Here is a 23,246-nt window from a genome sequence, read left to right as displayed (position 1 = left end):
GCCGGGCCCGTGCTCCCTCGGGGCGCGGGCCTTGCTCGTTGTGGGCCGCGCCGGGGCCTGCCATCCTGCGCGCCATGGCCCTCGGCATCGACAAGGACGGCAATTTCTCGGCTGGCGCTGCAACGCCCCCGCCTCCACCCCAGCAGAGCGCTCCCGACGACCGGGACGCCTCGCCGAAGTACCAACCGGCGGACCACCTCTACCCGTGGGAGCTCGGCGACGGCGTCCGCAACACGATCCCGCTGGCGGTGCTGGACGGGTGGCAGCGCCCGGACGAGGACCGCACCTTCGAGATGCGCCAGACCACCATCGCGGAGCGGTGCTCCGCGTTCCGCCTCGCCATGGACGAGGGCGAGCTCGATGAGCGCGAGCGGGCGCGGGTCGGCATCGAGTACTCGATCCGCAAGGTCGGCAACGAGACCCACCTATCCAACCAGTTCATGGCGGAGTGGTTCGAGGCGATCGGCAACCAGGGCTATGCGCTGCTGCTGCGCCAGTTCAACGTGCTCCACCTACCGGACATGGTCGCGCAGGACGCGTTCGAGAAGTCGCTGGTCAAGGACGTGCACAAGCGCCTCCGGACCCTGACCATCCCGGCGTCGGTCATCCCGGCGAAGCGCTGGTCGGTGCGCACGCACCACACCTCCTGCAAGTGGGTCCCGGCGGTCTACGGCAAGGACGACAAGGGCACTGACGTGCTGAAGACCCCGGGCTACTGGACCGTCGACGGCGCGCCGGTCGACCAAGCCACCGCGGCCGAGCTCAGCCGAGACCTCCGCTTCACCATGGGCGAGCTGCGCGTGAAGTCGTACAGCCAGATCGAGAACATCATGGACGACCCGGACGACGCCTACGCGACGCGGCAGATGGAGCTCATGTTCGCCATCGAGGAGATCGGCGGGCGGCGGGTCGGCAACAGCGGGGCGGACCTCGCGTTCAAGCGGCGCTGGCTGGAGGACATCGGTCCGCGGGCGGCATTGATGGTGCTCGGCGTGTACGCCAAGGCGCACGAGGTGGACCACGCGTTGATCGCGTCGTTTCCAGACACTGCCGTGGCACTTGACTAGACAGCGCGACGCGCGGCCCGCTGAGATGGCGGACTTCGCCGTGGACGGGGCCCGCTCGCGCTACAACAACGCCAGGAAGGTGCTGGCCTTCGTCAGCCGGCACCTCCGGCAGTCGCTCAAAGAGCTCATGCGGATGCGCAGGCCGGATTTGTGGGCCTGGTACCGCGAGGCCCATGAGCTGGTGAGCAAAGAGTGGGAAGCCCCCGGCGAGTGATAGGGTCTGGCGCATGAGCTCGGTCGAATACGACGTCCTGGTCAAGCTCCGCGTCGACCGGGCGGCACAGAAGGGCCTCGGCGACTCGGTGAAGCCGCTCGCCGCGGGCCTGGCGAAGGCCGAGCGCGACCGGGCGCGGGCGCAGCGTGCCGAGGCGGCTCGTCAGAAGGCCGCCGGGCGAGAGTTCTTGCAGCAGCAGCTGGCGACCGAGCGGGCGCTCGCCAAGGGCATCGCCGCCCGGGCGCGCGCCGAGAAGGCTCAGGCGCGCACGGCAGCCCGCGAGGCGGTCGCCAAGGGCCGAGCGGAGGCCAAGGCCGCGGCCGCGAACTCGGCCATGTGGAAGGGCCGGTGGAGCGCCACCAAGAGCGGCGTCGGTGGGGCGGCGAGCGCGATGGGCGGCGTCGGCATGGGCCCGGGCGTCGAGTGGGCGACGAAGGCGGGGGCCGTCATCGGCGCGGCCGTCCTCGCGGCGCTCTCGGCCGGCGCTGGCGCGGCGCTGTTCGGCGGCATCAACGACAACATCAAGCAGGAGCAGTTCCGCGGCCAGACCGCGACGGCGCTCCAGCTGTTCGACTTCAACAGCACGGACGCGCAGGGCCAGCAGGTCAGCGCGGCCGACCAGTTCGCCGAGAACCTCGCCAACGCGAAGTGGTACCAGCAGGAGCTCATCCGCATCGCCGACGCGAGCCCCGGAGATCAGGAGCAGGTGGGCGACCTGTTCTCGGGCCTGCTCCCCGGCATGGCGAGCGTCACACAGGACGCGGACCGCATCGTCGACCTGACGCAGAAGGCGACGCTGCTCTCGGGCGTCCTCGGCAACCGCTTCAAGATGGTCGGCGAGCAGTCGAGCCGCATCATCACCGGCGGCGCGGGTGCCGAAATGGACACCTGGCGCCTGCTCCAGAAGCCGATTGCTGAGGCCGGAGAGGAGCTTGGCGTATTCAAGAAAAACTCCGGGATGGTCGGTGAGAAGCTGACCATGGCCTTCAATAAACTCGATCCAGGCAAGCGCCTGGAGATCTTCGAGAAGGGCTTGGAAAAGCTCGGCCCCGAGGTCGCGGCCTACTTCGAGAACAGCTTTGAGGGCATCACGGCGCAGGCGTCGAGCTCGCTCAAGACCCTGCGCAAAGAGCTCGGCCGCGGCGGCTTCGAGGCGCTCAAGACCCGCCTGCGCGACATGAACAAGGGCGGCATCCTGAACCAGAAGTCGGCCGAGTTCGGGAAGCTCAAGGACTTCGCCGGCTTCCTCGGGGACCAAGTCGGCCGGGGCATCTCCAAGGCGATGGACGTCGCCGAGAACGCCGCGGTGTTCATCGCCAACCACTGGCAGGACATCGTCGAGAAGGCGCAGATCGCCGGGCACTACCTCAAGTCGGGCGCCGAGCTGGCCGTCAGCCTCATGGCAGCGCGGGCCGGCGGCGGGGCCATCCTCACCGCGGCGGGCGGCGGGATGAACCTCGGCGGCGGCGTCATCGGGGCGATCACCGGGCTGATCGCCATGGGCCCGGCGGCGCTGGTCGCTGCGCCGGCGATCCTCGCGTTCGGCGTCGTGGCCGGCGGCGCGGCCCTCATCTTCGGCGGCGCGATCGCCTACATCGTCACGCACATCGACACGCTCACCGCGACCTTCGAGCAGTTCCAGGCCGAAAGCGGCCCCGTCATCGACGCGTTCTGGACCGCGGTCGACGACCTGTCCGCGAAGTTCCTCGCGCTCGGCGAGTACTTCATCGGGCCCGCCGACGAGACCAGCACGTTCTCGACGGCGACCTCTCTGGCGACCAGCGTCGTGTACGGCGTGACCGACGCGTTCTCGTGGCTGCTCGGGGCGACCGCGGACGTCATCGAGGGCTTCGGGACCATGATGGACCAGCTGTCCGTGTTCGTCGGGACCTTCACCGGCAACGGCCCCGACTACGTCAAGCTGGCGGTCCTGCAAGGGCAGCTCAACGAGCTCAGTGACCCGAACTCCGGCAAGTGGGACAGCAAGGAGGCCAACGACCTCCGCGACCAGATCGCCGCGGAGGAGTCGAGCGGCATGCCGACCTTCGGCGCGACCGGCAAGGAGTACGCCTCGAAGATCCGGGCGGGGAAGCTGCGGTTTGACCTCGCCACCGCTGACCGGCCTGACGCGATCCGGCCCGACGTGGGTATGTACGGCAACACCGCGCTCGGCCCCCAAAAGCCCAACAGCCTGCGCGCCAACCCCAAGCCGCCCAAGGTCAACGTGAAGGTCACGAACCACAACCACTGGAACGTGCGCGACGTGGACCCGAACGCCATCGTCGCGGCTCACAACAAGAACACGGCGCGCTCGGTCGCGGTCCCCCTGAACTCGGCGCTGGCGCTCGCGCGGCGCTCCGGAGGCTAAATGGAGCTCCTCATCGCAGAGTTGGACGGCGAAGCCCGCAGCATCACCCTCAAGGGCCGCAGCATGCCGCGGACCGACGAGTCGCCGCCGAGCTTCGGGCTCCAGCAGCGCGGGCGCATCAACTACCCGCCGAGCAACCCGCGCGCCGACGTGTCGCTGCTCGGCTCGGTCTGGCTGCCGACCACCTTCCAAGGCGAGTGGGATGACAAGTTCTTCTCGCCCAAGGACGCCCCGCGGCTGGTCGGCTTCAAGACCCTCGACTCCCGCGTCGGCAACACCGTCGTCCCCGCCGGCGACAACGCCCGCCGCTCCATCGAGCTCGTGGAGGCGTTCTCGCTCATGCTCCGCATCGGGCGAGAGCTCCGCGTCGAGTGGGGCCCCATCGTCCGCGTCGGCATTCTCTGGAAGTTCGACTTCCAGCCGACCAACGGCCAGCAGCACTGGGTCTGGACGATGGACTTCGAGTGGACCGGCGACACGCCCTTCCGCCCGATCATTCGCAAGCCGACCCGCATCAACGCGCGCAGCCTCTTCGCCCTCCTGCTCGCTCTCCTCGAAGCCGTGCGCAAGGGCATCGCCCTCCTCGGCAAGTTCGCCGAGCTCTACGCCGCCAAGGTGAAGGCGCCGATGGACGCGCTCACGAACGCCATCACCGGCGTTCTGGAGGGCCTCACCAGCGTCATCAACAACGCCATCACCCCGCAGAAGATCCTCGGGGACCTGAAGGCCAACCTGACGAAGATCAAGCTGGCGGCGAAGGACCTCCTGCGCGCCCTGAACGGCCTCGTCGACTTCGCAGGCCCGACCACCAAGCGCGAGGCCGACCAGGCTAACTACGCCATCCTCGTGATCTCGAAGGAGGCCATCCGCATCGCCGCCAACATGGCCGAGCGGGAGCAGGAGCTCGCCAAGCTCGACACGCCCGACGTGCAGGATCAGGTCATCATCACGGACGGCCTCACGCTGCGCGACATCTCGCAGCGCTTCTACGGCACGCCCAACGACTGGATCTTCATCGCGCAGTTCAACAGCTTGCCGGCCGCGCCGCCCACCGGCACGCTGGTGCTGGTGCCCTACAGGTCGTCATGAGCGTTTGGAACCAGGCCTGTTTCGTCCGCCTCGGGGTCCGTATCACGGACTTCAAACCGCGCCTGACCACCGCCGACGTGGCCCCGCCGCTGCGCGGGATGGAGACTTTCAGCGAGGACGCAGGCTTCGAGGGCCTCGGCTACGACCTCGTCCCCTTCAACTGCACCATCGTCATGAACAGCTACATGCAGGCGGACACGGCCAAGATCACGCTGCCGTGGAATCGCCTGTCGCTGTCGCCGCTCATCCTCGACCAGATCCAGGTGCAGATCTACGGGGGCGTGCTGACCCGCGAGGAGATCGAGAACCGGGCCAAGCTCGGCGGCGCGGGGCTCATGCGCGGGCTCCTCATGCCGCCGACGCAGGACCCGCTCACCGGCAACAGCAACGAGATGTTCCGCGGCTTCGTGCAGAGCCACCGCGTGAAGAAGACCCGCGACGGCGCCGACCTCGTCGAGCTCGACTGCGTCGACCTCACGGCCATCTTCACCAGCGCCGAGATGTACGAGGACCCGCTCAAGGGCATCCCCAAGACCGCCAAGATCGACGAGGTGATCCGCCTCCTGCTCTACGGCGACGGCATTCCGGTCAAGGACGCCTCGCGCCGCTTCGGGCTCCCGGGCGCCCGCGGCACCGTCATTGTGAACGAGACCGGCGAGGCCCTGCCGGCGCTGCAGGACATCCACCCACCCGAGTACTTCGACAGCAAGGGCGGCGCCAGGAAGGCGCGCAGCTCGGGCTCGAAAAAGAAGCTCAAGTTTTGGGACATCATCACGGACCTGTGCAAGAGCGCCGGGTTCTTCTGCTACATCCGCTCCGGCCGCACGCCGATCGGCGGCATCATCCCCGGCGCCGAGCTCGTCATCACGACGCCGCGCACCTTCTACGTCGCCGCCGACGCGCAGATGTCGAGCACGCCCGGCATCCGCAAATTCATCGACGGTCTCAACATCGACGACTACTCGCTGGAGAAGCAGTACACCGGCGACCAGCAGCCGACCGCGATTGAGGTCCGCGCCTACGACCCGACCATCCGCAAGACGCGGTTTGCGAAGTACCCGAAGAAGTCGCTGGTCAACCGCATGGGCGGCGACGACAAGGGCAAGGGCGACCGCGAGGAGATCAACGTCAAGGTGGTCTCGCCGATGTCTGGCCCGGGCGTGGTCGATGTCCTGTGTCGCATGGCGGTCTCGCTGTACGACCATCAAGCGCGCAGCGGGCTCGAAGTCTCCGTGTCGAGCGAGACCACCATGAGCGCCATCCAGGAACCGCCGTCGATGAACCCGGACGGCTCGATGAACTCTGACATCGCCGACATGCTGTATCTGCGCCCGGGCGACACGTTCGAGATGTTCTCGGCGCCGCCGGACCTGAACGCCGGCCTCGTCAGCTCGCGCATCTTGTTCGACGACATGACCCTGGAGAAGCGCTCCGAGGAGTACGTCGCGCGCGGGCTCCCCGAAGCGCTGGCAGCCAAGGCGGCGCAGGCAGACCTCAACCCCTTCGTGCAGTCGTTCTTCCGGACCCAGAAGATCACGTGGACCTGGACCTACGCCGAGAGCGGCACCGGGCAGGAGGGCGGCTGGGCGTGGGAGGTCATGGGCAACAGCTACCAGGACTCCCGCAGCGCCCCCGACGTGCTCACCGACCTCTGCCTGACCGGCATCGGGAGATCCTGACGTGCCCTCGCAATTCCCCGACCAGATTCGCAGCCCCGACGCGCCCGAGCAGAGCGCGGCCGAGTACTCCAACCACGTCAGCCTCGGCGTCGTAGCGCACGACCCCGAGGACCCGAGCCTGGCGTTTGTCCGCATCGAGAATGGGCAGGTGCTGGTGGAGGTGGAGCTCGCCGGCGACGGCGACGCGGTGAACGCATACCTCTGCCACAGCACCACGGGCGCCAGCGCGGGCGACTACATCCCCGTCGAGCCCGGCGAGAGCGTGGTCATCGTCTGGCCGGACGCCCTCGGGTCGCCGTACATCATCGCGCGCCTCGCCGACGTGGAGCGCAGCCTCGCTGGCTCGGCCGGCAGCATCGCGACCACCGGGGCGGCCGGCTTCGTCCGGCAGTTCCGCTGGCTCCGCACCCCCGAGGGTCAGATCTACGTGGTGCAGTCGGGCGGGGAGATGCTGCTCGAAGGCGGCGGCGCGGGCGTGCGGATCACCGGCGCGCAGGTGCTGCTGAACGGCGCCACGCACCTCGGGGCCGACTTCACCACGCCGCCGGTCCCGGGCGAGGCCATCTCCGGGCAGGAGAGCACCCCGAGCGTCCCCGCCGCGCCGTTCATCCCGACGCCCGACTTCTCCCTCTCGCTGGACGATCCGCCGCCGGGCCCGCAGCTCAAGAACGGCATCGTCCGCTTCGCCGACGGGGTGGAGGCCAACCTGCTCACGGACCCGACCTTCTTCGGCTTCATCCTCACGGTGAACGGCCTCCTCTCGCTCACCGCGGCCTTCATCGGGGTGCCCTGGCCCTACGACGACCCGGAGACGCTGCCCAAGCAGATCAAGTCGGCGCACGTCACCGCGAGCACGACGCACACCGCCAACGACCCGCCACCGGCGCCGTAGGTCAGGCCCACAGGACCAGCTGGACGCCCGGCATCGCGACCGGGCGCGGGCGGGCGGGCCGGCGCGGGCGGGCCTCGCCAGGCTGCAGGTCCAGCAACTGCAGCTGGACCCCGCCGGCCGGCGGGGGCGGACTCGACGGCGGGCGCCGCGTGGATGTCCGGACCACCACCGCCGGACCGGGCGGCGGCACATACACGGCGCGGGCTTCGAGCTCGCGGCCGAGCTCGCCGGAGTAGCCGCGCAGGTGCTCCAGCGCGCTCACCTCGATCTGCCGGATGCGCTCCTTCGTCAGCTCCAGCAGGTCGCCCATCTCCGGGCCGTTCAACCCGCCGAGGTCGGCGACGTCGAGCGAGCAGGAGTGCTTGAGGCGCCAGACCGGGACCGCGCTGTCCTCGGGGCCGCGCCGATCGCCGGGCCGCGCGGTCTTGCCGTCGTCCTTGGCTGGGAAATTGAGGGTGATTGCCCCCGTCTTGGCGTGCACGTCGAGATACAGGTGGTGTCGACAGCCGACCCACGGGCACGGGCGAATGCCGTTGACGCAGTCGGCGCGGGTGCGCGGGCGCTCGGCCTGGATCGCGTCGGCCTCCGGGTAGAGGAGCGCGTTGATCTGCCGCTCCCCCACCAGCCTCAAATTCACCCGTGGTCTTCGCCCCGCTGCCAAGTCGGCCCATCCTCGGGGCCTGAGGCAGGCGTGGCAAGGCGCGGCCCCAGCCGGCCGGCAGCGGCGTTTGGCTGCCACCGCCACCGGACGGCTGGGCTCGCTCGGTCCTCCGTACAACCCCGGAGGCCGTGGGTCAGGCGATGCCGAGGTGGCGACGCTGGGCGGGCGAGAGCGGCGCCAGGATCGGGAAGGCGCGCAGGCCCTGCAGGTCGGGCGCCCATTCGGTCTCATCGCCGCCGTGGGCGTCCTTGAGCCGGCGGATGTTCTTGTAGGCCTCGCGGGCGATCGGCAGGCGGGCGCCCATGATCTGGTGGCCCTCGTCGATGGCCAGCGCGCCGAGCTGCTTCGGGAAGAAGGCGGTGTGCCGGCCGGCCGCGCAGGCGTCCACGGTGTTCGCGGCCACGGTCTGCCGGTGGAGGTCGCGGATCCACTCGGCGTCGCAGGGGCGGGCGCCAGGGCCGGACTCGCCGCCGGTGATCACCCAGCGCAGGGCCAGCCGCTCGAACTCGGCCGGCTTGATGCCGATCGCGCCGCCGGGCGTGCGGATCGAGAGCGCGCCGAGGGCGTTGCTCTCCGCGCGGTAGATCCCCGGCTGAACCTCAAGGTCGTCGCCGGGCAGGCGGACCCCGGGGATCCGGTCGGCGCGGACGGTCTCGCGGATCCGGACCCAGCGGTCCAGGCCCATGTCGATCGGCCCCAGTAGCGGCTCGGCGCTGATCCCGTGGACCACCGCCGGGCAGGCGAGCAGGTACGGCACCCGCGCGTCGAAGGCATCCTGGTTCTCGGTGCTGGTGAGGAGGTGGACGTTCGGGAGCGGCCACGGGGCGGGGCCGCCACCGCGCAGCCTGTGGAGGCGGTCGTGGTCGACCGGGACGCCGTACTCGGCGGCGGCGTCGACGAGCACGCCGAACGGGTGGCGCGGTGGTGCTTCCCCGAGGACGAGGCCCGTGGTCCGGTGGCCGTCCACCCAGCGAAACCACTCGGCCATCCGCTCCGGGCGCTTCGTCACCAGCTGGTACGTCACCCACGGTGTGGCGGCCATGACCGCGAACAGCGCGGCGATGTACTCGAACGGGACCGCCTCGTGGAACATGTCGGTCACGGAGCCGACGAAGACGCGCTTCGGGTGCTTCGGGCTCCAGTGGAGCGGCTCGTGGAGCGCCTTCGGGATCAGCGTCACCTCGCCGCTCCAGATCGCCAGCTTGGGGCGCTTGCGGCCGCTGGCGTCGGGCGGCTGGTCCTTCAGGCGCGCGAGGCCGGCGAAAGCCTCGCCGGGCTTGGCGAAGCGCGTCGCCGTCCGGGCCGCGTAGCAGTTCAGGCAGCCGGGCGAGACCGCCGTGCACCCGCGCGCGGGGTTGAGGCTCTCATCCGTCCACTCGATCGAGGTCTTGCTCATGCCGAGGCTCCCTGGAGCGTCGCCGTGCTGGCCGCGATGAAGCCCTGCAGGCGGACCGCGTAGGCGCGCTCGTCCGCGGTGGTCTCGCGCTCGGTGGTGAGGTCGATGACCTCAAGGTCGGGCTTCGAGTCGGTCACGAGCGTGGCGCGAAGGAGCATCCGCTGGCCGAACAGCGCAGGGGAGGCGGCGGGGAGGGGAAACTGCATCGTCTGGAGACCGCCGCGCCGGGGGCGTTATTCAGGGCGCGCTCGCGCAGGTGGTACCGTCCGGCCGTGGCAGCACTCCTCGGCCAGGCCTCCATCGTCATCGACCAGGCCACGCTCTCACCGGGGGTCGCGGCGCGCGCGCGAAATGACGGCGTGCTGGCGCAGGTCGTCACGCTCCGGAACGCCGACAACACGAACGTGAAGCGGTGGGAGTGGACCCTCCTACGCCCCCGCGGCAGCACGGCCGAGCTCAGCTCGCTCACCGCGGCCAGCGTGCAGTTCACGCCCGACGTGGACGGCACCTACATGCTGCTGCTGCTGGTCAACGAGGGGAAGTCGGCGGAGCAGAAGTCGCGCAGCCTCTTCGCGGTCAAGTCGGCCGGCGGCTACCGCTTCCCAGCGCAGGGCGAGAGCGCCGAGGCGAACTGGACCTCCGCCTACACCGGCCTGGCCAATGAGACAGGCTGGTGGGAGGACATCATGGACATCCTCCGGGCCAACCAGGCGGTGTTCGACGGGTCGATCCTCACCGTCAACACCGAGGCCAACCTCGGGTCCTCGCGGCGCGTCGTCGCCGGCGCCGGCGTCATCTTCACGGACGGCGGGGCGGGTGGCGACTTCACGATCAAGCTGGACCCGGCGGCGTCGGGCGTCTCGGCGCTCGCCGATGTCGTCGGGCAGGCCGAGAACCTCGTCGCCACCCGCGTCAACGCCCCGTCCACGCGCAACGCCGCCAAGCGCGGGCAGGTGAGCATCGGGGCCGGCTCGGCGACCAGCGAGAGCTACGCCGCGGTGCTTGGCGGGCTCAGCTGTACCGCGAGCGCGCTGGGGGCCACGGTCGGCGGCGGCTCGTCGAACACGGCCAGCGGGTCCTACTCGTTCATCGGCGGCGGCTCCGGGCACTCGGCCGTGGGCGACTTCTCCGTCATCAACGGCGGCGACACGAACACCTGCGACGGCGACAACACGGTCGTGGCCGGCGGCTCGGCCAATCGCTCGCTCGCCGACCAGTCAGCGATCGGCGGCGGCTACTCCAACCTCGCCAGCGGCACGGCGGCGGTGGTGGGCGGCGGGCAGAGCAACACCGCTGCGGGCAGCACATCGACCATCGGCGGCGGCTACAACAACACCACCGGCCTCGCCTACTCGACCATCGGCGGCGGCAGCACCAACCAGGCGACGCAGACCGGCTCCACCGTCAGCGGCGGCATCACGCACGTTGCGTCCGGCACCTACGCGACGATCTCCGGCGGGCAGAGCAACACCGTCAACGTCACCCACGGGTCGGTCGGCGGCGGGCAGAGCAACGTCGTCAGCGGGGCGCATGGGCGCATCGGCGGCGGGCTCAGCAATACCGTCAGCTCGACGTACGGCACGGTCGGCGGCGGCACCGGCAACTCCGCGGCTGGCAACGCCACCTGCGCCGGCGGCAACACCAACGCCGCATCGGGGACCGGCTCGTCGGTGCTCGGCGGCGCGTCCAACACCGCGAGCGGGGACTACTCGTCGGTCTCCGGCGGACAGAGCAACACCGCCAGCGGCGACTACTCCTCGGTGCTCGGCGGACGCTCCGGCCTCGCCAACGCCAGCGACGCGATCTCCATGGGGCGCGCAGCTCAGGCGAGCAACACCGGCGCGGTCGTCATCAAGGACGGCAACTCCACGGCCGTCGTGTCGAGCGCGTCGCACCAGCTGACCAAGAGCTTCACGGGCGGCATCCGCGAGTTTGTGGTGGGCGGGACCTGGCGCCGCAGCGCCTACTCGTCCACGGCCAACTACCAAGAGACCTACCAGGGGATGGCCAGTACGGCGGGCGCGACCACCGTCAACCTCGACATCATCGCCATTCCGACCGGCCAGACGGTGGTGATGCGCGGCCACATCATCGGCAAAAAGAGTACGAACAGCGACGCGGCGCGGCGCATCTACGAGGGCAGCTTTATCAACGTCGGCGGCGTCATCACCGTCATGACTGCCCTCACCGACTCGATCATCACCAACGGCGGCGGCAACCTCTACACCGCGACGGTCGGCATCAACAGCACGAACGTCCGCATCGCCTACGCCGGCGTCGCCGCGACCACCGTGTACTGGACCTGGCATTTCGACTTCTGGTTCGGAGGTGGCCCGTGATGTTCCGGCTCGTCCACCTCCACGCCTACCAGGGCCTCCCGCTCCGCAAGGTGCTCTCCTTCGAGGAGCAGGACCCCGTAAGCCCGCTCCACACGCAGCCGCTCACCATCACCGGGTACGAGCTCCAGGCGCAGGTCTCGGCCCGCCCCAAGGCCGTCGCGTACGAGCTGGAGATCCTCAAAGACCCGCCCAAGCCCGGCGTTTACGCGTTCATGCTCATCTTCGGCGGCGTCGAGTACCCGATCTCCATCACCGTGGCGGTCGGCGAGCTCGCCAAGGATCTCCAGGCGAAGTTCATCGCGGCCGTGCAGGCGCTGCTGCTGGGCCTGTCCGTGTGCCCGCCGAGTTGCTCGCAGGCGCATGAGGTCGACGTGGTCTACCCGTGGCCCGGCGTCGAGTGGTCGCTGGCCGTCGTCAGCCAGCCCGAGGCCGGGCAGGTGGAGGTGAAGAAGCTCCAGGGGAACGCGCCGCTGGCCGAGTTCACGGTGAGCTCCGCCGTGGTAGTGGATCAGCTGGCCGTCACGCTCCTGCTCCCGGCGGCCGTCACCGCGTCGCTCCCCGCCGCCGGCGACGGGCCGTACCTGTGGCGCCTCATCGCCGTCCGCGTGACCGACCCCGGCGACCCCGAGGGCGACCCGCCGGTGGCTCCGACCTACGACCGCAACGACATCCTGCCGCTTGCGCGCGGCCACCTCACCGTGGGAAGGGCATAGGCGTGGACGGGCTCGGCATCTCTCCGCTCGGCGACGGGCTCGGACCGTGGGGCGGCCCGGGCCTGATCACCATCAAGGGCGTCGTGCCGATCGGGCGGCGCACCGCGGCGATCATCCTCGACCGCATCCCGAAGCTCGCGGACGACGGCGCCTGGAACGACGCCAGCGACATCACCAACTACGCCATCTTCCCCATCGACCCGACCCAGCTGACCGAGCAAAACGAGCCGTTCATCCCGCCCGGCAAGGTGAAGGCCACGCATGAGGTCGCGGTGGTGGACGCCGACCTCTACGAGCCCGACCCCACGCAGTTGCTGGTGACGACCGACTGCACGATGGAGGCCGGCGTCGAGTACGAGCTCACGCTGCTCTACGTCAAGGGCGCAGCCGGCGAGGCGTACGCGGGGCCCACCACGTGGACCTTCAAGGCCGTTGCGCCGTCCAAGAAATTCCCGGTCAAGTACGTCCTCACGCAGGCGCAGGACCCGTACTACGACATCGCCAACGGCTTCTATGCGCTCGACGCCAACGGCACCCCGGGCCTCACCGGCTGGCAGCTGACCAGCGACCAGAACCTCGTCCACCACGGCGGCCTTGCCAACGCCCGCAAGCGCATCAACCGGCGCATGTTCAGCGGGCGCGGGCGCTACCTGATTTACGGCTACGGATACGGCGTCGACTGGCCCGTGGGGCGCCTCGCCCGGCCCGGCGATCTGCGGCGGCTGGAGAGCGCCATCGCCGAGCAGATTCGGCAGGAGCCCGACGTGCTCGCCTGCACCGTGGAGGCCAGCCTCGGGGCCAAGAACACCGTCGAGATCACTGCGCGCGCCAGCATCCGCCTCTTCGGCAACACCGTCGTCCGCCAGGTCGTGGCCCTCAGCTAATGCCTCTCACCTCCCAAGACCTGTTCCTCGCAGCTCGGGCCCGCCTGCTGGCGCTGACCGACCGCTACACCGCGGCGGCCATCGACAAAGAGGGCAACGACATCAACATCCTTCTGCGCATCATGGCCGGGGTCGGCGAGGAGCTCAGCCTGGAGAGCTCGGCGCAGGACCTGGCGCGCGCGCTGGCGACGGTGGCGAGCACGACCGACGAGCAGGTGGAGCGCCTCTGCTCCGACCTCACCGGCGGGCAGGTGCGGCGCTTCGGCGACGCCTCGGCCATCGTCGATCTCCAGTGGTCGCGGCAGAATACCTACGCGCTCACGCTCGACGCGGGCACCACCGCCAGCGACCTGCAGGGCAACGTATACCGCCTCGTCAACCCCATCAGCTGGTCGTCGGGACAAAACACCCCCAAGACCGTGCTCGCCGAGGCCGAGAACACCGGGCGCCAGGGCAACGTCGTCGGCGGCAGCATCACGAAGCCGAGCAGCAACCTCGGGGACACCACGCTTAGCGTCACGAACCCCACCGCGGCGAGCGGCGGCCGCGAGCAGGAGACGATCCCCGAGCTCATCTCCCGCGCGCGCGACTGGTTTCTGAACGCCGCGCGCGGGACCCTCTCGGCGATCGAGTACGGCGCCAAGCAGGACCCGGGCGTGGTGCAGGCGACGGCGACCGAGTTGCTGTTCGAGGGCAACACGACGCAGTTGCCGTTCTACCGGGTGACGATGACCATCGCCGACGCCAACGGGCAGGCCGGCACCGCCCTGGCGAACCGGGCCCGCGCCAAGTTGCAGGAGTACCGCTGTGCCGGGGTCCCCGTGCTGCTGGTCGGCGGCTCCGTGCTCTACGTGCCCCTGCGCTGGCAGAAGCTCGTCTACGCCAAGGGCTACGACCCGGCCAGCGTGCAGGCGGCCCTCGTGGCGAAGCTGCTGGCCGTCAGTCTCGGGCCGGACATCAAGCTGGAGCGCTCGCTGCTGCTGGCGATCGCCAAGCTGCAGGTCGACGGGATCGCGGGCGTGCCCAACGATGCCCTGCTCTCGCCGGCGGCTGACGTGACCCCGCCCGCGGGGTACACCATCAAGTTCAAGGCGGACGCCATCCTGTTCTTATGAGCTACGCGTTCATCGACCCGGAGCCAGCCGAGGGGGTGTTCTTCTGCCCCCGGTGCTTGTGCGACCAGCTTTTCGAGACCGACCCAGGCATGGAGAAGGACCTCGACAAGCCGCTGTTTTGCTGCGTCTGCTCCGTCCAGATCGATGCCACCTACGAGATCATGCAGATTCACCCGTACCCCGAGGTCAGGACGAAGCGGCCCGCGCTGACCAGCAAGCAGCGCGAGGAGGGCCGGCTCAAGCTCATGCGCCTGCGGACGGCGCCGCCGATCGAGGAGCCCACGCCGCTCCCGCTCGATGACGCAGAGGCCGCGATGAAGGCTCAGATGGCGCAGCTCAGCCGGGGGATGCGATGACGCGCGACGAGATCTTCAGGGCGATGCTCGGCCTCATCCCGCAGGCCGAGCGAGACGCGGTCAACAGCCCGACCACGAAGCCGGTGTACGAGGCGTGCGCGCAGGGGCTGGCCGTCCTCTCCGAGCGGAGCCGGCGGCGGCGCCAGGCCAGCTACATCGCCCCGCACAGCCTGCAGACCCACCCGCCCGCCGGCTTCCCGGTGACGGCCAAGCTCGCCCTGACGCTCAACCGCACCGGCAGCACGGACCGCGCCCTCTACGTCGCCGCCCGCCGCCTCGCGGTGCTGGGGCCGAGCGGGCGCACCTTCGTCAACGTCGACCCCATCGAGTGGGCCCGGCGAGACGAGAGCTCGTCGCGCGAGGTGATGTTCGAGTGCGCCACCGTCCGCGGCGTCGCCATCCCCGGCGAGTGCGGCAACCTTGACTTCCTCGCCAACGACGACCTGAACGTCCCCAAGGGCCTCCCGGCGGGCTGGTTCATGCCCGACCACCTCGCCCTCGAAGACGCGAGCCGCGGGCGCTCCAAGGGCGGCGCGTCGTTCATCATCACCAGCGGGCAGTCGACCATCAAGGACAGCGGCATCCCGAGCACCTTCGAGGCGGAGGACCCGAACCTCTACGTCGAGATCCTCTTCTCGTCCGACCCCGCCAACATCGGCAAGCTCTACCGCATCCAGCAGCACCTGTGGCCCGGCGTGGAGGAGCCCGCGGGTAGCAACATCCGCCCGGGCTACGCGGTGCTCGACGACCAGAACGTCCGCGAGCGCTGGCAGGCTGTGGTGCAGGACGACGGCGGCGTGTTCACGGATTACACCGCGGCCGCCAACGACCTCGCCGAGAACGACCTCCCGCTGACCCCCGCGGTCCCGGTCGTCAACGACGCGCTCTACTTCGGCTCGCCCTACCCCATCAACAAGATCGGCCTGCGCGTCGACACGGCCGGCGCCGGCGTCTACACGATCGCCTGGGAGATCTGGGATGGCTTCTCCTGGTTCACGCCCGCTGGCCTGCAGGACGGCACGGTCGGCTTCACGAACCCGGGGAGCAGCTACGTCTCGGTCCTGAACCTCACCACGCAGGTGCCCACCACCGTCAACGGCCTGCTGGCGTTCTGGGTCCGCGCGCGCGTCTCGGCGTTCACCAGCATCACGACGCCACCGGTCGGCGGCTACAGCTTTCCGCTGACCTGGCAGCAGTTGGCGACCGAGGACGGCTCGGTCGAATGGGCGGTCCGCGACTTCAAAGACCTCGGCGTCGAGATCACCAGCGCGCGGCATGTCAGCCTCGGGCGAGACGATGACCTCGGGCTTATCGGCGACGGCCGCAACATTCACCCCGCGGCCGGCGAGACGCAGGAGGCATTCCGCGCCCGCATCTTCAAGATCCCCGACGTGGTCTCGCCCAACGCGCTGACCAGGGTGCTCAATCGCATCCTCGCGCCGCTCCACAAGACCGGGCGCATCGTCGACACCGGCGACGAGGTCAAGGGCTTCTTCCTGGATGTCGACGCGTTCGACTACTACACGCCCGGCGACATCTACCCCGAGAACAAGTGGAAGCTCCTGCTGAGCACGTGGGAGGCGTACGGCTTCTTCTACGCACAGGTCCCCTGGGTCGGCGACGGCGACTTCGGGATGTTCTACGACGAGGGCCCCGTGTACCTGCTCCCCGACAAGGGCACATACATCGGCCCGGCCTACGATGAGGGCTGCTACGACGGCTTCTCGCCCTTCGCCGCCTCGAACGTCTACAAGCTGATCTACAACGAGATGGAGCGCCGCAAGGGCGGCGGCATCGCCTTTGCCATCCTCCCCGACGCGAGCCTGAACACGCCATGACGCAGACCTACCCGACGATGCAGTGGAACACCCGCGAGCGGGCGCTCTCCAACGACCTCAACAAGCAGGCCCGCCTCGTCAGCCGAGGCATCACGGAGACCGCCACCGCGATCGTCTCCGGCACGCTGCGCAAGGCCGGCATCTTCGGCGCCGGCTTCCTCGTCACGCCGATGGCCGGCACGATGAAGTCGACGATCTCGCCGGGCACGGCGCTGTTTGTCGACGGCGTCTCGGTCTACCCGGACTCGACCGTCCAGTGGGTGGAGTCGACGGCCATCCGCGAGGTCACGCATGAGGCGTCGGACGCGTCGACGCGGTTCGACGTCGTCGAGATGCGCCCCGGCACCATGACCGTCAGCACCGAGCCGCGCGACGAGTTCAACCCCGTCACTGGCACCTTCGTCGTCACCAACATGGTGAAGGAGGTCACGAGCTATCCGGAGTTCCAGGTCCGCAAGGGCACCCCGAGCGCAACGCCGTCGATCCCCGCGGGCGTCGCCGGGTGGATGCCGCTCGCCTACGTGCGCGTCGTCGGCAACGCCGTCTCCGTGGTGGCCACCGACGTCGTCTACTGCCGGCCGATCCTCGATGCTGCCGATGGCCTCGGCTACGTCGACCCCACGACCGTCCGGTACGCCTCCAGGGTCCGCGGTGGCGGCCTCGCGGCGGCGGGCGGCAACACCACGGCCACGGTCGCCACGGCCCTGTCTGGGCGCTTCCCGGGGGCGTTCCACAACTTCCGGGCGGACCCCAGCACCGAGGCCAAGATGTCGACGCTGGTCATCGACGGCGGGGTCCTGCCGGCGGCGAGCTGCGCCCTGTACTTCTACGCCGTGCCGCCGCCGTACCCCGCCGGCTACAGCACCTCGCTCGCACCGCGCGAGCTCTGGACGCCGACCGTGGACCTGCTCTACGGGTCAAACGCGGGCTTCACCAACGCCGGGCGCCAGGAGGGCTGCATCATCGTGCCATCGGAGAATGCTCCGACGCTCACGACGCAGGCCGGCGCGCCCGCGACGGGTGGCACCGCCAGCATCAACCACACCTTCTTCGCCGCCGGCGCCTCGTCCAGCGACCGCGCCAACTGGGTGTATATCGGCGCCGTCAGCTATGACCAGGGCCTCAACACATTCAACGCGCAGACGTACATCGGCGGGCGGGTGTCGACCATCCTGAAGCCCGGCAAGGACTACTTCGCCGCCCTGCCGATCGCCGTCGACACCGCCTACAACATGTGGACCGAGCCAACCGGCACGACCGTGGTCCGCTGGCCGACGACGGCGCGCAACATCTCCGTGCAGTTCGTGGCCACCATCGGCGCCGCCGGCTGGCATGAGATCGGCGCGGTCGACTCGGCCTCAACGGCGCTCGCGCAGGTCGGCGGTCACGCGTACGTGCTGCCCAACAACTCGCTGGCCGGCAGGTTCTGCTCGCACAACGCGGACATGGTCGTGGACAACAGCGGGCAGTTCACCATGAAGTTCGCCACCCACAGCGGCGCGACCACGGCCAAGGTCTACGGCCGGCACTACCAGGACTCGGTCATCGCGGGCAGGTGACGGTCACGCCGTCGACGAGGCAGCAATCCTCCTCGAACGGCACCCCACAGCCCGTGGTCATGCAGAGCACGGGCTGGCCGTCGCAGCCGACACACATGGGCGCCTCGCTGACGGCGCAGACGTTGTCGTAGCCGTCGAGCACGCCGTGGACGGCGCAGCAATTGGGGCCGGCCTCCGTGGGCGCGGCCTCGCTGTCTTCTCGGTCCTCCGTGTCCGTGGCGGAGGCGATGCACATGTTGTCGTCGGAGGTGCTGCAGGCGCTGATGAACAGGCAGAGCAAGATGAGGCGGTGCATGGTCGTGGTCTTCTTTCAGTAGAGGCCGCAGTGCTGCGGCTCCGGAAACTGGGTGTCGATCCAGCGCCCCGCGTAGAGGCGCATGCTGTGGCCGGGGGCGACCTCGGCGATGTCGGTCTCCAGCGCGACCACCCCGCCAACCCCCTCGATGCCTTCGAGGTTCTCGTCTCCGAAGATGACGGCGGCGAACGGGAGCGCCGAGCTGGTGACGAAGAGGCCGACGCCCACCGCGGCGGCGCTGGTCGGCGCAGGGATCTGGGGCGCGAAGGCGGAGGCCATGGTGAAGGTCGGCGAGGCGTTGTTCGGGCTGCTCTTGGAGCCGCCGATGGTGATACAACCGTAGCCGGGGATGGCCTTGGCCGGGGCGAGGCCCAGCGATGAGGTCCACTCGCCGGCCTTCGTCCAGCGCAGCGCCACGCCACCGAGGGGCATGGCGGAGGCGCAGCGGTTGTAGACGTTGACCCACTGCCAGCCCGAGGCGGGGCCGGTCGTCGGCTTCACCAGCACCTCCTCGATCACGAGGCAGGTGGCGGGTGACGGGGCCGGCTTGAAGTCGCGGTCCTCGACTTCATCGGTGTCGCAGCCGGCGAGCAGGAGCAGGAGTGCGGGGATGGTGAGCCTGTGCATTGCGACATGTCCTTTCGGTCAGCACGCCGCGATGAGCTCGCACTCGGCTGGGATCTCGGTGCACGGCGCGGCGAGCAGGGCGGCGGCGCAGGCCTTGTACTCGCAGAGGGTGATGTCGCAGCCAGCGACGGCGCCGATCACCTTCTCGCAGGACGCGGCGCTCGGCGGGCTCGTCGAGCAGGTCTCAGGGCGGCCCCACGGGTGGTCGATGCAGAACTGCTCGGCGAAGCTGCCGAGGCTCTCCGTGCTCGCGCACTCGACGGGCACGGTGAGCTCGCAGCAGCCCGCGAGAGAGCCTCTGCACTTGGCTCCGAGCTCGTCGCAGTGCTTGCCACCATTCAGGTTGCAACTCGTGACAGCGTCGTCACAGGCTGCGCAGGGGGCCGTCTCGCAGAGCTTCGTGTTCAGGTTGCACCCGAACTCCGACGCGCCCGCGTCCAGGCACACGTCATTGAAGTCCTCGCAGAAGTCGACCGGACACAAGGACGGCGTCGCGGTGAGCGATTGTGGGGTGCGTGAAGCCCCGGAATCGGGGGCGCTCGGCCCCTGTAAAAGCGCGTAAACAATTGCAAAAACGGTGTTCGGCAGCATGTTGTCTCTCCTGCCAAGCAGACGCGTCTTTTGCAAGCATGTTCATTGGTCGCTGGAAGATCGGTGCAGAGGTAGGGTGGTCTGCATGCTGACCGAATACGACGACGGCGTGATCCGCATCGTCCATTTGCAGGGGTTTCTACAGGGGCCGAACTTCCCGCGCGACCTAGACGGCGACGATGCGTTCACGCGAAAGCCCGGCCGCGTCATCGAGCAGGCCATCTTTCACCACAGCGCAGGCGGCTTCTACGACGGCCTCAAGGCGGTTGAGAGAATCGCTGAGTACGCCATCGCGCCGCCGGTCTATGAGCGCGACGCCGAGGGCAAACTCGTCCTCCGCAACGGCCGACGCAAGCTCATCGGGGGCGGGCGGGGATGGCCCGGCGTCCCCTACACCTTCGTGATCCCCGCGCGCCCGGCCTACGAGGACGGCCGGCTCGTCCTGTATCGGATCTGGGACGACGAGTGGCAGACCTGGCACACGGGCGGAATCCACAACCGGCATGGCGTCGGGATCTGCATCGGGGGCTGGTACGCAAGCCGGCACGACCTGCTCGCGCAGCACGCCAAGCCGCAGCCGACCGAGGAGGCGATGATCTGCGCCGACCACCTGGCCGACTACCTGCTGGACCGCTACCGCCTGAAGCCCAGCGCGGACACGCTCACCAGCCACGCCGAGTGCGGCAAGCCGGCCTGCCCGGGCGACTTCGTCGAGAACTGGGTACGCACGAAACGCGGCGACCAGCCGATCGTGGTCCTGGGTCCGGCGCAGGAGGACGCCCGCCCGCTCACCACCGTCCGGCAGATCCAGGAGGCCCTCGTCGAGCTCGGCTACAGCCCGGGGACCGTCGACGACCGCTGGGGGCCGCGGACGGCGAACGCCCTGCGCGCGTTCCAGGCGGCGCAGGGCATTCGGGCGGACGGCATCTTCGGGCCGGTCAGCCGCCTGTCGATGCGGCAGGCGCTGGCGCGGCGATGAAGGACGAGGCGGTCCGGATCGACCATGGCCGCTCGATCTTGATGCTCGCCGCGATCGCGGCGGCGAGCTGCGCCGGCTCCACGTAGAGCGTCGAGCCGAACTCCGGCACCAGCGTCTGGTTGAGGATGTGCAGGAGCCGGGGGTTCGGCGTGGCCCCGGCCGGGACGATGGCGAACAACTCGGTCGGGGGTGGGATCCGCGTCGTCACCTCAGCGAGGTCGCGCAGGAGGTAGTCCTCGTCCGTGAGCTCGGCGGCGAACAGGGAGGACACGTCGAGCACCAGCCGGCTCGGGACCATCGGCCAGGCCTCATCCCGGACCGCGCCGATGATGGCGATCTCCCAGTAGCGCTGCAGTCCGAGACCGAGCGCCCGCCCGCGCGGCCCGGTGAGCTCGCTCGGGGCGACGATGACCTCGGAGACCGGGTGCCGCTCGTAGGCGATGGCGAGGGCCTCCACGGCGTCGTCCGGGTCGTCCTCGGGGGCGAGCGCGGCGTGGACGCAGAGCTCGCCCTGATGGGCGCCGGCGGGGAAGGGGAGGATGGAGTGCTTCACGGGCTCTCCGTGGGCGGGAGATTGAACACCGGCTGGCCACCGACGCCCCAGCCGACGTGGAGCGCATAGCTGGGCCCCAACCCAACGCTGCTGTCCCCGATGTCGTAGCTGACCTGGCAGAGCAGCCCGAACATGGCATGCGGGATTCGCCCGATGGTGCTGTCATCGAGCTCGCGCACCAAATCGAGCAGGCACCGTGCAACCTCGGCGTCGAGGCCCCAGACTCGATCGGGGGAGATGTACTGGTAGCCCTCGGGTGGCTCCTGTGGGTCTCCGCGGCTCGTCCCTTGCTGGACGGTGAACTCCACCCAGCCGTGCGGGCAGATGGCGGCGATCGAGGTGGGGTCGTCGGGGCAGGGGAGGTTCTGCCATGGGCCCCACTTCACAGTTGACGGGTTCGCTGCGGCTGGTTCGAGCATGCCCGTGCGACGACGAGCGGTCGCCAATGTTCACGCACTCGGCGGCGACTGCCGGGCCGGGTCGCCGCCGTCGCGGACGCCCAGCGCGGGCACGTCGCGGAAGCCGAAGCGGGCGAGCAGGTGGGTGGCCTGCGCCCGGCGGAACGCCTGCGCCTTGTTGGACAGGCTCTCGAACGGCACATGGATGGGGCCGTTGGCGAGGGCGGCAGTGTGGATGTGGCCAGCGAGCCAGTCGACCGCGTCTGCGAAGGGAACGCTGCCGGTCGCCGGGCACCACGGCTCGACGATGGCGAGCAGGCTCGTGGCGGTGGAGAGGAGGGCCTCCTGGGTCTCGACGTAGAGGTCGGCGAACTCGGTGGCGATATCGCCCGCGGCGATGACGTGGGCGCGGCTGGCATCGTGGAGCAGGCCGGCGAGGAGGATGGGAGCAGTGATCGAGTGCATGGTGGTGGTGTGCCGGGAGGCGGGCCGATCGATCAAGCCCTGGCCAACCGTTGATCCAACTCGACGAGCTGGAAGTCACGCCGGTGCTGCTGAGTGAGGCCGGCGACGTCGAGGAGGACCGCGCGCGTCTTCCCGCGACCCACGAGGTAACAGGCGGGGAAGAACCCGGGGAGCGCTGGGCCTTTGAACTGCGGGCGCCCCTGGATCGCCTGGCAGAGCCACCGGCGCAGTTGGGCCGCCTCGAAGCCGGGTGGACGGGCCTCGTGTTCAGGTCAGGCGGTAGCCGCCGTCTGCGTCGACGAAGCCGCGGATGAAGCCCGCCTCGTCGCGCAGGATGAGCGGGACCGACCTCACCCGCACCCTCGCCAGCGCGCGGGACCTGGCTCGCGACCTCGGGGCCTCGTCCGCCTGCGCGAACCAGTGCTCGGCGGCCTCGTGGGCGGGGTCGACGGTGATCGCGTAGATGGTCTCGGCGGGCTCGGAGGGGAAGGGCTGCATGGCGGTCTCCTCGGGTCAGGTGGCGGGGTTGATGAGGTGGGTGACGAATTCGCGGGTGCGGTCGACGTTGAAGGCGGCCCACGAGCGGGCGACCTCGAACTCGTTGCGATCGGCGGTGTCGAGGGCGAACGCCTCGCCAATCGCCAGCTTGGCGGCGTCGCTGCGCTTGAAGAAGTCGTCTGCCTCGGGCTGCGTCATGTCGGCGGTGATCTCTGCGTCGATCGCGTCGTAGGCCGCGAGGGCGGCACGGGTGCGGGTCAGACTGGCGCGGGTGGTGATCGTGGGCATGGCTAGGCGGATTTCTTGAAGGTGGCGAGGAAGGACTTGAGCGCCGAGCCCTGCTCGATGATGCTCGACGTGCATTTCGTGCACTTGAGCCACCGCCCGCCGTCCTCGATGCAGAACGCCTGTTCGGGCGTGGCCGGCTCGTACGGGACCATCCGCCCGTGTTCAGTAGTGGCGGGACAGAAGGGCCATTTCTTGCTGGGTTTGCTGGTGCTCACACCGCGAAAGCCCCGCACCTTGCGAGTGCGGAGCGGGATGCGGCGCGGGATGCAGCGGGGCCGGTCAGTACCCGCGCCCCTCCGCCCGGTCGGCACACTCGTCGCACTGGTAGGCTCGGAGGGCTTGGCGCCGGCGGGTGCTGCAGAGCCACGGCCCACGCGCGGGG

At 69.6% G+C, this 23,246-nt stretch carries 26 protein-coding genes; 14 read left to right on the top strand and 12 right to left on the bottom strand.

Going from position 1 to position 23,246, the window contains the following annotated elements; translation table 11 throughout:
• From Q0672_RS08065 to Q0672_RS08040, 6 genes are all read left to right on the top strand, one after another.
• On the top strand, positions 1–1,067 hold a 1,067-nt coding region (locus Q0672_RS08065), incomplete at its 5' end, for a hypothetical protein (protein WP_298621508.1).
• Between the two features lie 25 nt (positions 1,068–1,092).
• Positions 1,093–1,281: a hypothetical protein gene (locus tag Q0672_RS08060; protein ID WP_298621507.1), complete on the top strand. Its 189-nt coding sequence runs from the start codon at positions 1,093–1,095 to the stop codon at positions 1,279–1,281.
• Positions 1,282–1,294: 13 nt separating this feature from the next.
• Positions 1,295–3,649: a hypothetical protein gene (locus Q0672_RS08055; RefSeq protein ID WP_298621506.1), complete on the top strand. Its 2,355-nt coding sequence runs from the start codon at positions 1,295–1,297 to the stop codon at positions 3,647–3,649.
• Positions 3,650–4,738: a hypothetical protein gene (locus tag Q0672_RS08050; protein ID WP_298621504.1), complete on the top strand. Its 1,089-nt coding sequence runs from the start codon at positions 3,650–3,652 to the stop codon at positions 4,736–4,738. It abuts the gene before it with no gap.
• Positions 4,735–6,417 (top strand): hypothetical protein, encoded by a 1,683-nt coding sequence (locus Q0672_RS08045; RefSeq protein ID WP_298621502.1) that lies wholly within the window; start codon positions 4,735–4,737, stop codon positions 6,415–6,417. The genes Q0672_RS08050 and Q0672_RS08045 overlap by 4 nt, the downstream gene beginning before the upstream one ends.
• A gap of 187 nt (positions 6,418–6,604) precedes the next feature.
• The gene (locus Q0672_RS08040; protein ID WP_298621499.1) at positions 6,605–7,309 is read left to right on the top strand and encodes a hypothetical protein; all 705 of its coding nucleotides are present in this window, start codon (positions 6,605–6,607) and stop codon (positions 7,307–7,309) included.
• Between the two features lies 1 nt (position 7,310).
• Here the strand turns inward: Q0672_RS08040 and Q0672_RS08035 are convergent, their stop codons facing one another.
• From Q0672_RS08035 to Q0672_RS08025, 3 genes are all read right to left on the bottom strand, one after another.
• Positions 7,311–7,946, bottom strand: coding sequence for a hypothetical protein (locus Q0672_RS08035; protein ID WP_298621496.1), 636 nt, complete (start codon positions 7,944–7,946; stop codon positions 7,311–7,313).
• 157 nt (positions 7,947–8,103) lie between these two features.
• Positions 8,104–9,366: a DUF5131 family protein gene (locus Q0672_RS08030; protein ID WP_298621494.1), complete on the bottom strand. Its 1,263-nt coding sequence runs from the start codon at positions 9,364–9,366 to the stop codon at positions 8,104–8,106.
• The gene (locus Q0672_RS08025; RefSeq protein ID WP_298621491.1) at positions 9,363–9,572 is read right to left on the bottom strand and encodes a hypothetical protein; all 210 of its coding nucleotides are present in this window, start codon (positions 9,570–9,572) and stop codon (positions 9,363–9,365) included. Before Q0672_RS08025 ends, Q0672_RS08030 begins: the two co-directional genes overlap by 4 nt.
• A 66-nt stretch (positions 9,573–9,638) precedes the next feature.
• Between Q0672_RS08025 and Q0672_RS08020 the strand changes: the two genes are divergently transcribed.
• The 7 genes from Q0672_RS08020 (at position 9,639) to Q0672_RS07990 (ending at position 18,170) form a co-directional block, all read left to right on the top strand.
• Entirely contained in the window at positions 9,639–11,705 is a 2,067-nt protein-coding gene (locus Q0672_RS08020; RefSeq protein ID WP_298621489.1) for a hypothetical protein, read from the top strand.
• Complete coding sequence (locus Q0672_RS08015; RefSeq protein ID WP_298621487.1) at positions 11,705–12,418, top strand: hypothetical protein; 714 nt, start codon at positions 11,705–11,707, stop codon at positions 12,416–12,418. The genes Q0672_RS08020 and Q0672_RS08015 overlap by 1 nt, the downstream gene beginning before the upstream one ends.
• Before the next feature lie 83 nt (positions 12,419–12,501).
• Positions 12,502–13,302: a hypothetical protein gene (locus Q0672_RS08010; protein WP_298621485.1), complete on the top strand. Its 801-nt coding sequence runs from the start codon at positions 12,502–12,504 to the stop codon at positions 13,300–13,302.
• Positions 13,302–14,417 carry a baseplate J/gp47 family protein gene (locus Q0672_RS08005; protein WP_298621483.1) on the top strand — a complete coding sequence of 372 codons (1,116 nt, stop codon included), beginning with the start codon at positions 13,302–13,304 and terminating at the stop codon, positions 14,415–14,417. Before Q0672_RS08010 ends, Q0672_RS08005 begins: the two co-directional genes overlap by 1 nt.
• The gene (locus Q0672_RS08000) at positions 14,414–14,773 is read left to right on the top strand and encodes a hypothetical protein (protein WP_298621481.1); all 360 of its coding nucleotides are present in this window, start codon (positions 14,414–14,416) and stop codon (positions 14,771–14,773) included. The genes Q0672_RS08005 and Q0672_RS08000 overlap by 4 nt, the downstream gene beginning before the upstream one ends.
• Positions 14,770–16,611: a hypothetical protein gene (locus Q0672_RS07995; RefSeq protein WP_298621479.1), complete on the top strand. Its 1,842-nt coding sequence runs from the start codon at positions 14,770–14,772 to the stop codon at positions 16,609–16,611. The genes Q0672_RS08000 and Q0672_RS07995 overlap by 4 nt, the downstream gene beginning before the upstream one ends.
• Entirely contained in the window at positions 16,608–18,170 is a 1,563-nt protein-coding gene (locus Q0672_RS07990) for a hypothetical protein (protein ID WP_298621477.1), read from the top strand. The genes Q0672_RS07995 and Q0672_RS07990 overlap by 4 nt, the downstream gene beginning before the upstream one ends.
• Here Q0672_RS07990 and Q0672_RS07985 read toward each other — a convergent pair.
• From Q0672_RS07985 to Q0672_RS07975, 3 genes are read right to left on the bottom strand one after another with little or no spacing between them, the layout of a single operon-like run.
• Positions 18,154–18,465: a hypothetical protein gene (locus Q0672_RS07985; protein WP_298621475.1), complete on the bottom strand. Its 312-nt coding sequence runs from the start codon at positions 18,463–18,465 to the stop codon at positions 18,154–18,156. The two genes, Q0672_RS07990 and Q0672_RS07985, sit on opposite strands and share 17 nt — an antisense overlap.
• 15 nt (positions 18,466–18,480) lie before the next feature.
• Positions 18,481–19,092: a hypothetical protein gene (locus Q0672_RS07980; RefSeq protein WP_298621473.1), complete on the bottom strand. Its 612-nt coding sequence runs from the start codon at positions 19,090–19,092 to the stop codon at positions 18,481–18,483.
• An 18-nt stretch (positions 19,093–19,110) separates the two neighbouring features.
• Positions 19,111–19,683 carry a hypothetical protein gene (locus Q0672_RS07975; RefSeq protein ID WP_298621470.1) on the bottom strand — a complete coding sequence of 191 codons (573 nt, stop codon included), beginning with the start codon at positions 19,681–19,683 and terminating at the stop codon, positions 19,111–19,113.
• An 85-nt stretch (positions 19,684–19,768) separates the two neighbouring features.
• Here Q0672_RS07975 and Q0672_RS07970 point away from each other — a divergent pair, with 85 nt between their 5' ends.
• The gene (locus Q0672_RS07970; protein WP_298621467.1) at positions 19,769–20,662 is read left to right on the top strand and encodes an N-acetylmuramoyl-L-alanine amidase; all 894 of its coding nucleotides are present in this window, start codon (positions 19,769–19,771) and stop codon (positions 20,660–20,662) included.
• On the opposite strand, the gene Q0672_RS07965 is transcribed toward Q0672_RS07970, so the two are convergent.
• The 6 genes from Q0672_RS07965 to Q0672_RS07940 form a co-directional block, all read right to left on the bottom strand.
• A complete protein-coding gene (locus tag Q0672_RS07965; protein ID WP_298621465.1) occupies positions 20,622–21,215 on the bottom strand; it encodes a hypothetical protein in 594 nt (197 codons plus the stop codon). The two genes, Q0672_RS07970 and Q0672_RS07965, sit on opposite strands and share 41 nt — an antisense overlap.
• Positions 21,212–21,634, bottom strand: a complete 423-nt coding sequence (locus tag Q0672_RS07960; RefSeq protein ID WP_298621462.1) for a hypothetical protein — start codon at positions 21,632–21,634, stop codon at positions 21,212–21,214. Before Q0672_RS07960 ends, Q0672_RS07965 begins: the two co-directional genes overlap by 4 nt.
• Positions 21,635–21,664: 30 nt before the next feature.
• Positions 21,665–22,078, bottom strand: coding sequence for a hypothetical protein (locus Q0672_RS07955; RefSeq protein WP_298621460.1), 414 nt, complete (start codon positions 22,076–22,078; stop codon positions 21,665–21,667).
• A 267-nt stretch (positions 22,079–22,345) separates the two neighbouring features.
• Positions 22,346–22,576, bottom strand: coding sequence for a hypothetical protein (locus tag Q0672_RS07950; RefSeq protein WP_298621458.1), 231 nt, complete (start codon positions 22,574–22,576; stop codon positions 22,346–22,348).
• Between the two features lie 15 nt (positions 22,577–22,591).
• Complete coding sequence (locus Q0672_RS07945) at positions 22,592–22,864, bottom strand: hypothetical protein (RefSeq protein ID WP_298621455.1); 273 nt, start codon at positions 22,862–22,864, stop codon at positions 22,592–22,594.
• A 2-nt stretch (positions 22,865–22,866) separates the two neighbouring features.
• On the bottom strand, positions 22,867–23,246 hold a 380-nt coding region (locus Q0672_RS07940; RefSeq protein WP_298621453.1), incomplete at its 5' end, for a hypothetical protein.

It is taken from the genome of uncultured Zoogloea sp. (assembly GCF_937894855.1).
Classification (GTDB): domain Bacteria; phylum Pseudomonadota; class Gammaproteobacteria; order Burkholderiales; family Rhodocyclaceae; genus Zoogloea; species Zoogloea oryzae.
This window is presented reverse-complemented; position numbering and strand designations above follow the sequence as displayed.

Coding starts and splice junctions, on each gene's coding strand:
- Q0672_RS07995 (WP_298621479.1), top strand. CDS start 14,770: ATGACGCGCGACGAGATCTTCAGGGCGATGCTCGGCCTCATCCCGCAG.
- Q0672_RS07985 (WP_298621475.1), bottom strand. CDS start 18,465: ATGCACCGCCTCATCTTGCTCTGCCTGTTCATCAGCGCCTGCAGCACC.
- Q0672_RS08060 (WP_298621507.1), top strand. CDS start 1,093: ATGGCGGACTTCGCCGTGGACGGGGCCCGCTCGCGCTACAACAACGCC.
- Q0672_RS08005 (WP_298621483.1), top strand. CDS start 13,302: ATGCCTCTCACCTCCCAAGACCTGTTCCTCGCAGCTCGGGCCCGCCTG.
- Q0672_RS08025 (WP_298621491.1), bottom strand. CDS start 9,572: ATGCAGTTTCCCCTCCCCGCCGCCTCCCCTGCGCTGTTCGGCCAGCGG.
- Q0672_RS08055 (WP_298621506.1), top strand. CDS start 1,295: ATGAGCTCGGTCGAATACGACGTCCTGGTCAAGCTCCGCGTCGACCGG.
- Q0672_RS07950 (WP_298621458.1), bottom strand. CDS start 22,576: ATGCAGCCCTTCCCCTCCGAGCCCGCCGAGACCATCTACGCGATCACC.
- Q0672_RS07955 (WP_298621460.1), bottom strand. CDS start 22,078: ATGCACTCGATCACTGCTCCCATCCTCCTCGCCGGCCTGCTCCACGAT.
- Q0672_RS08050 (WP_298621504.1), top strand. CDS start 3,650: ATGGAGCTCCTCATCGCAGAGTTGGACGGCGAAGCCCGCAGCATCACC.
- Q0672_RS08045 (WP_298621502.1), top strand. CDS start 4,735: ATGAGCGTTTGGAACCAGGCCTGTTTCGTCCGCCTCGGGGTCCGTATC.
- Q0672_RS07945 (WP_298621455.1), bottom strand. CDS start 22,864: ATGCCCACGATCACCACCCGCGCCAGTCTGACCCGCACCCGTGCCGCC.
- Q0672_RS08000 (WP_298621481.1), top strand. CDS start 14,414: ATGAGCTACGCGTTCATCGACCCGGAGCCAGCCGAGGGGGTGTTCTTC.
- Q0672_RS07960 (WP_298621462.1), bottom strand. CDS start 21,634: ATGCTCGAACCAGCCGCAGCGAACCCGTCAACTGTGAAGTGGGGCCCA.
- Q0672_RS07990 (WP_298621477.1), top strand. CDS start 16,608: ATGACGCAGACCTACCCGACGATGCAGTGGAACACCCGCGAGCGGGCG.
- Q0672_RS07970 (WP_298621467.1), top strand. CDS start 19,769: ATGCTGACCGAATACGACGACGGCGTGATCCGCATCGTCCATTTGCAG.
- Q0672_RS07975 (WP_298621470.1), bottom strand. CDS start 19,683: ATGCTGCCGAACACCGTTTTTGCAATTGTTTACGCGCTTTTACAGGGG.
- Q0672_RS08015 (WP_298621487.1), top strand. CDS start 11,705: ATGTTCCGGCTCGTCCACCTCCACGCCTACCAGGGCCTCCCGCTCCGC.
- Q0672_RS08030 (WP_298621494.1), bottom strand. CDS start 9,366: ATGAGCAAGACCTCGATCGAGTGGACGGATGAGAGCCTCAACCCCGCG.
- Q0672_RS07980 (WP_298621473.1), bottom strand. CDS start 19,092: ATGCACAGGCTCACCATCCCCGCACTCCTGCTCCTGCTCGCCGGCTGC.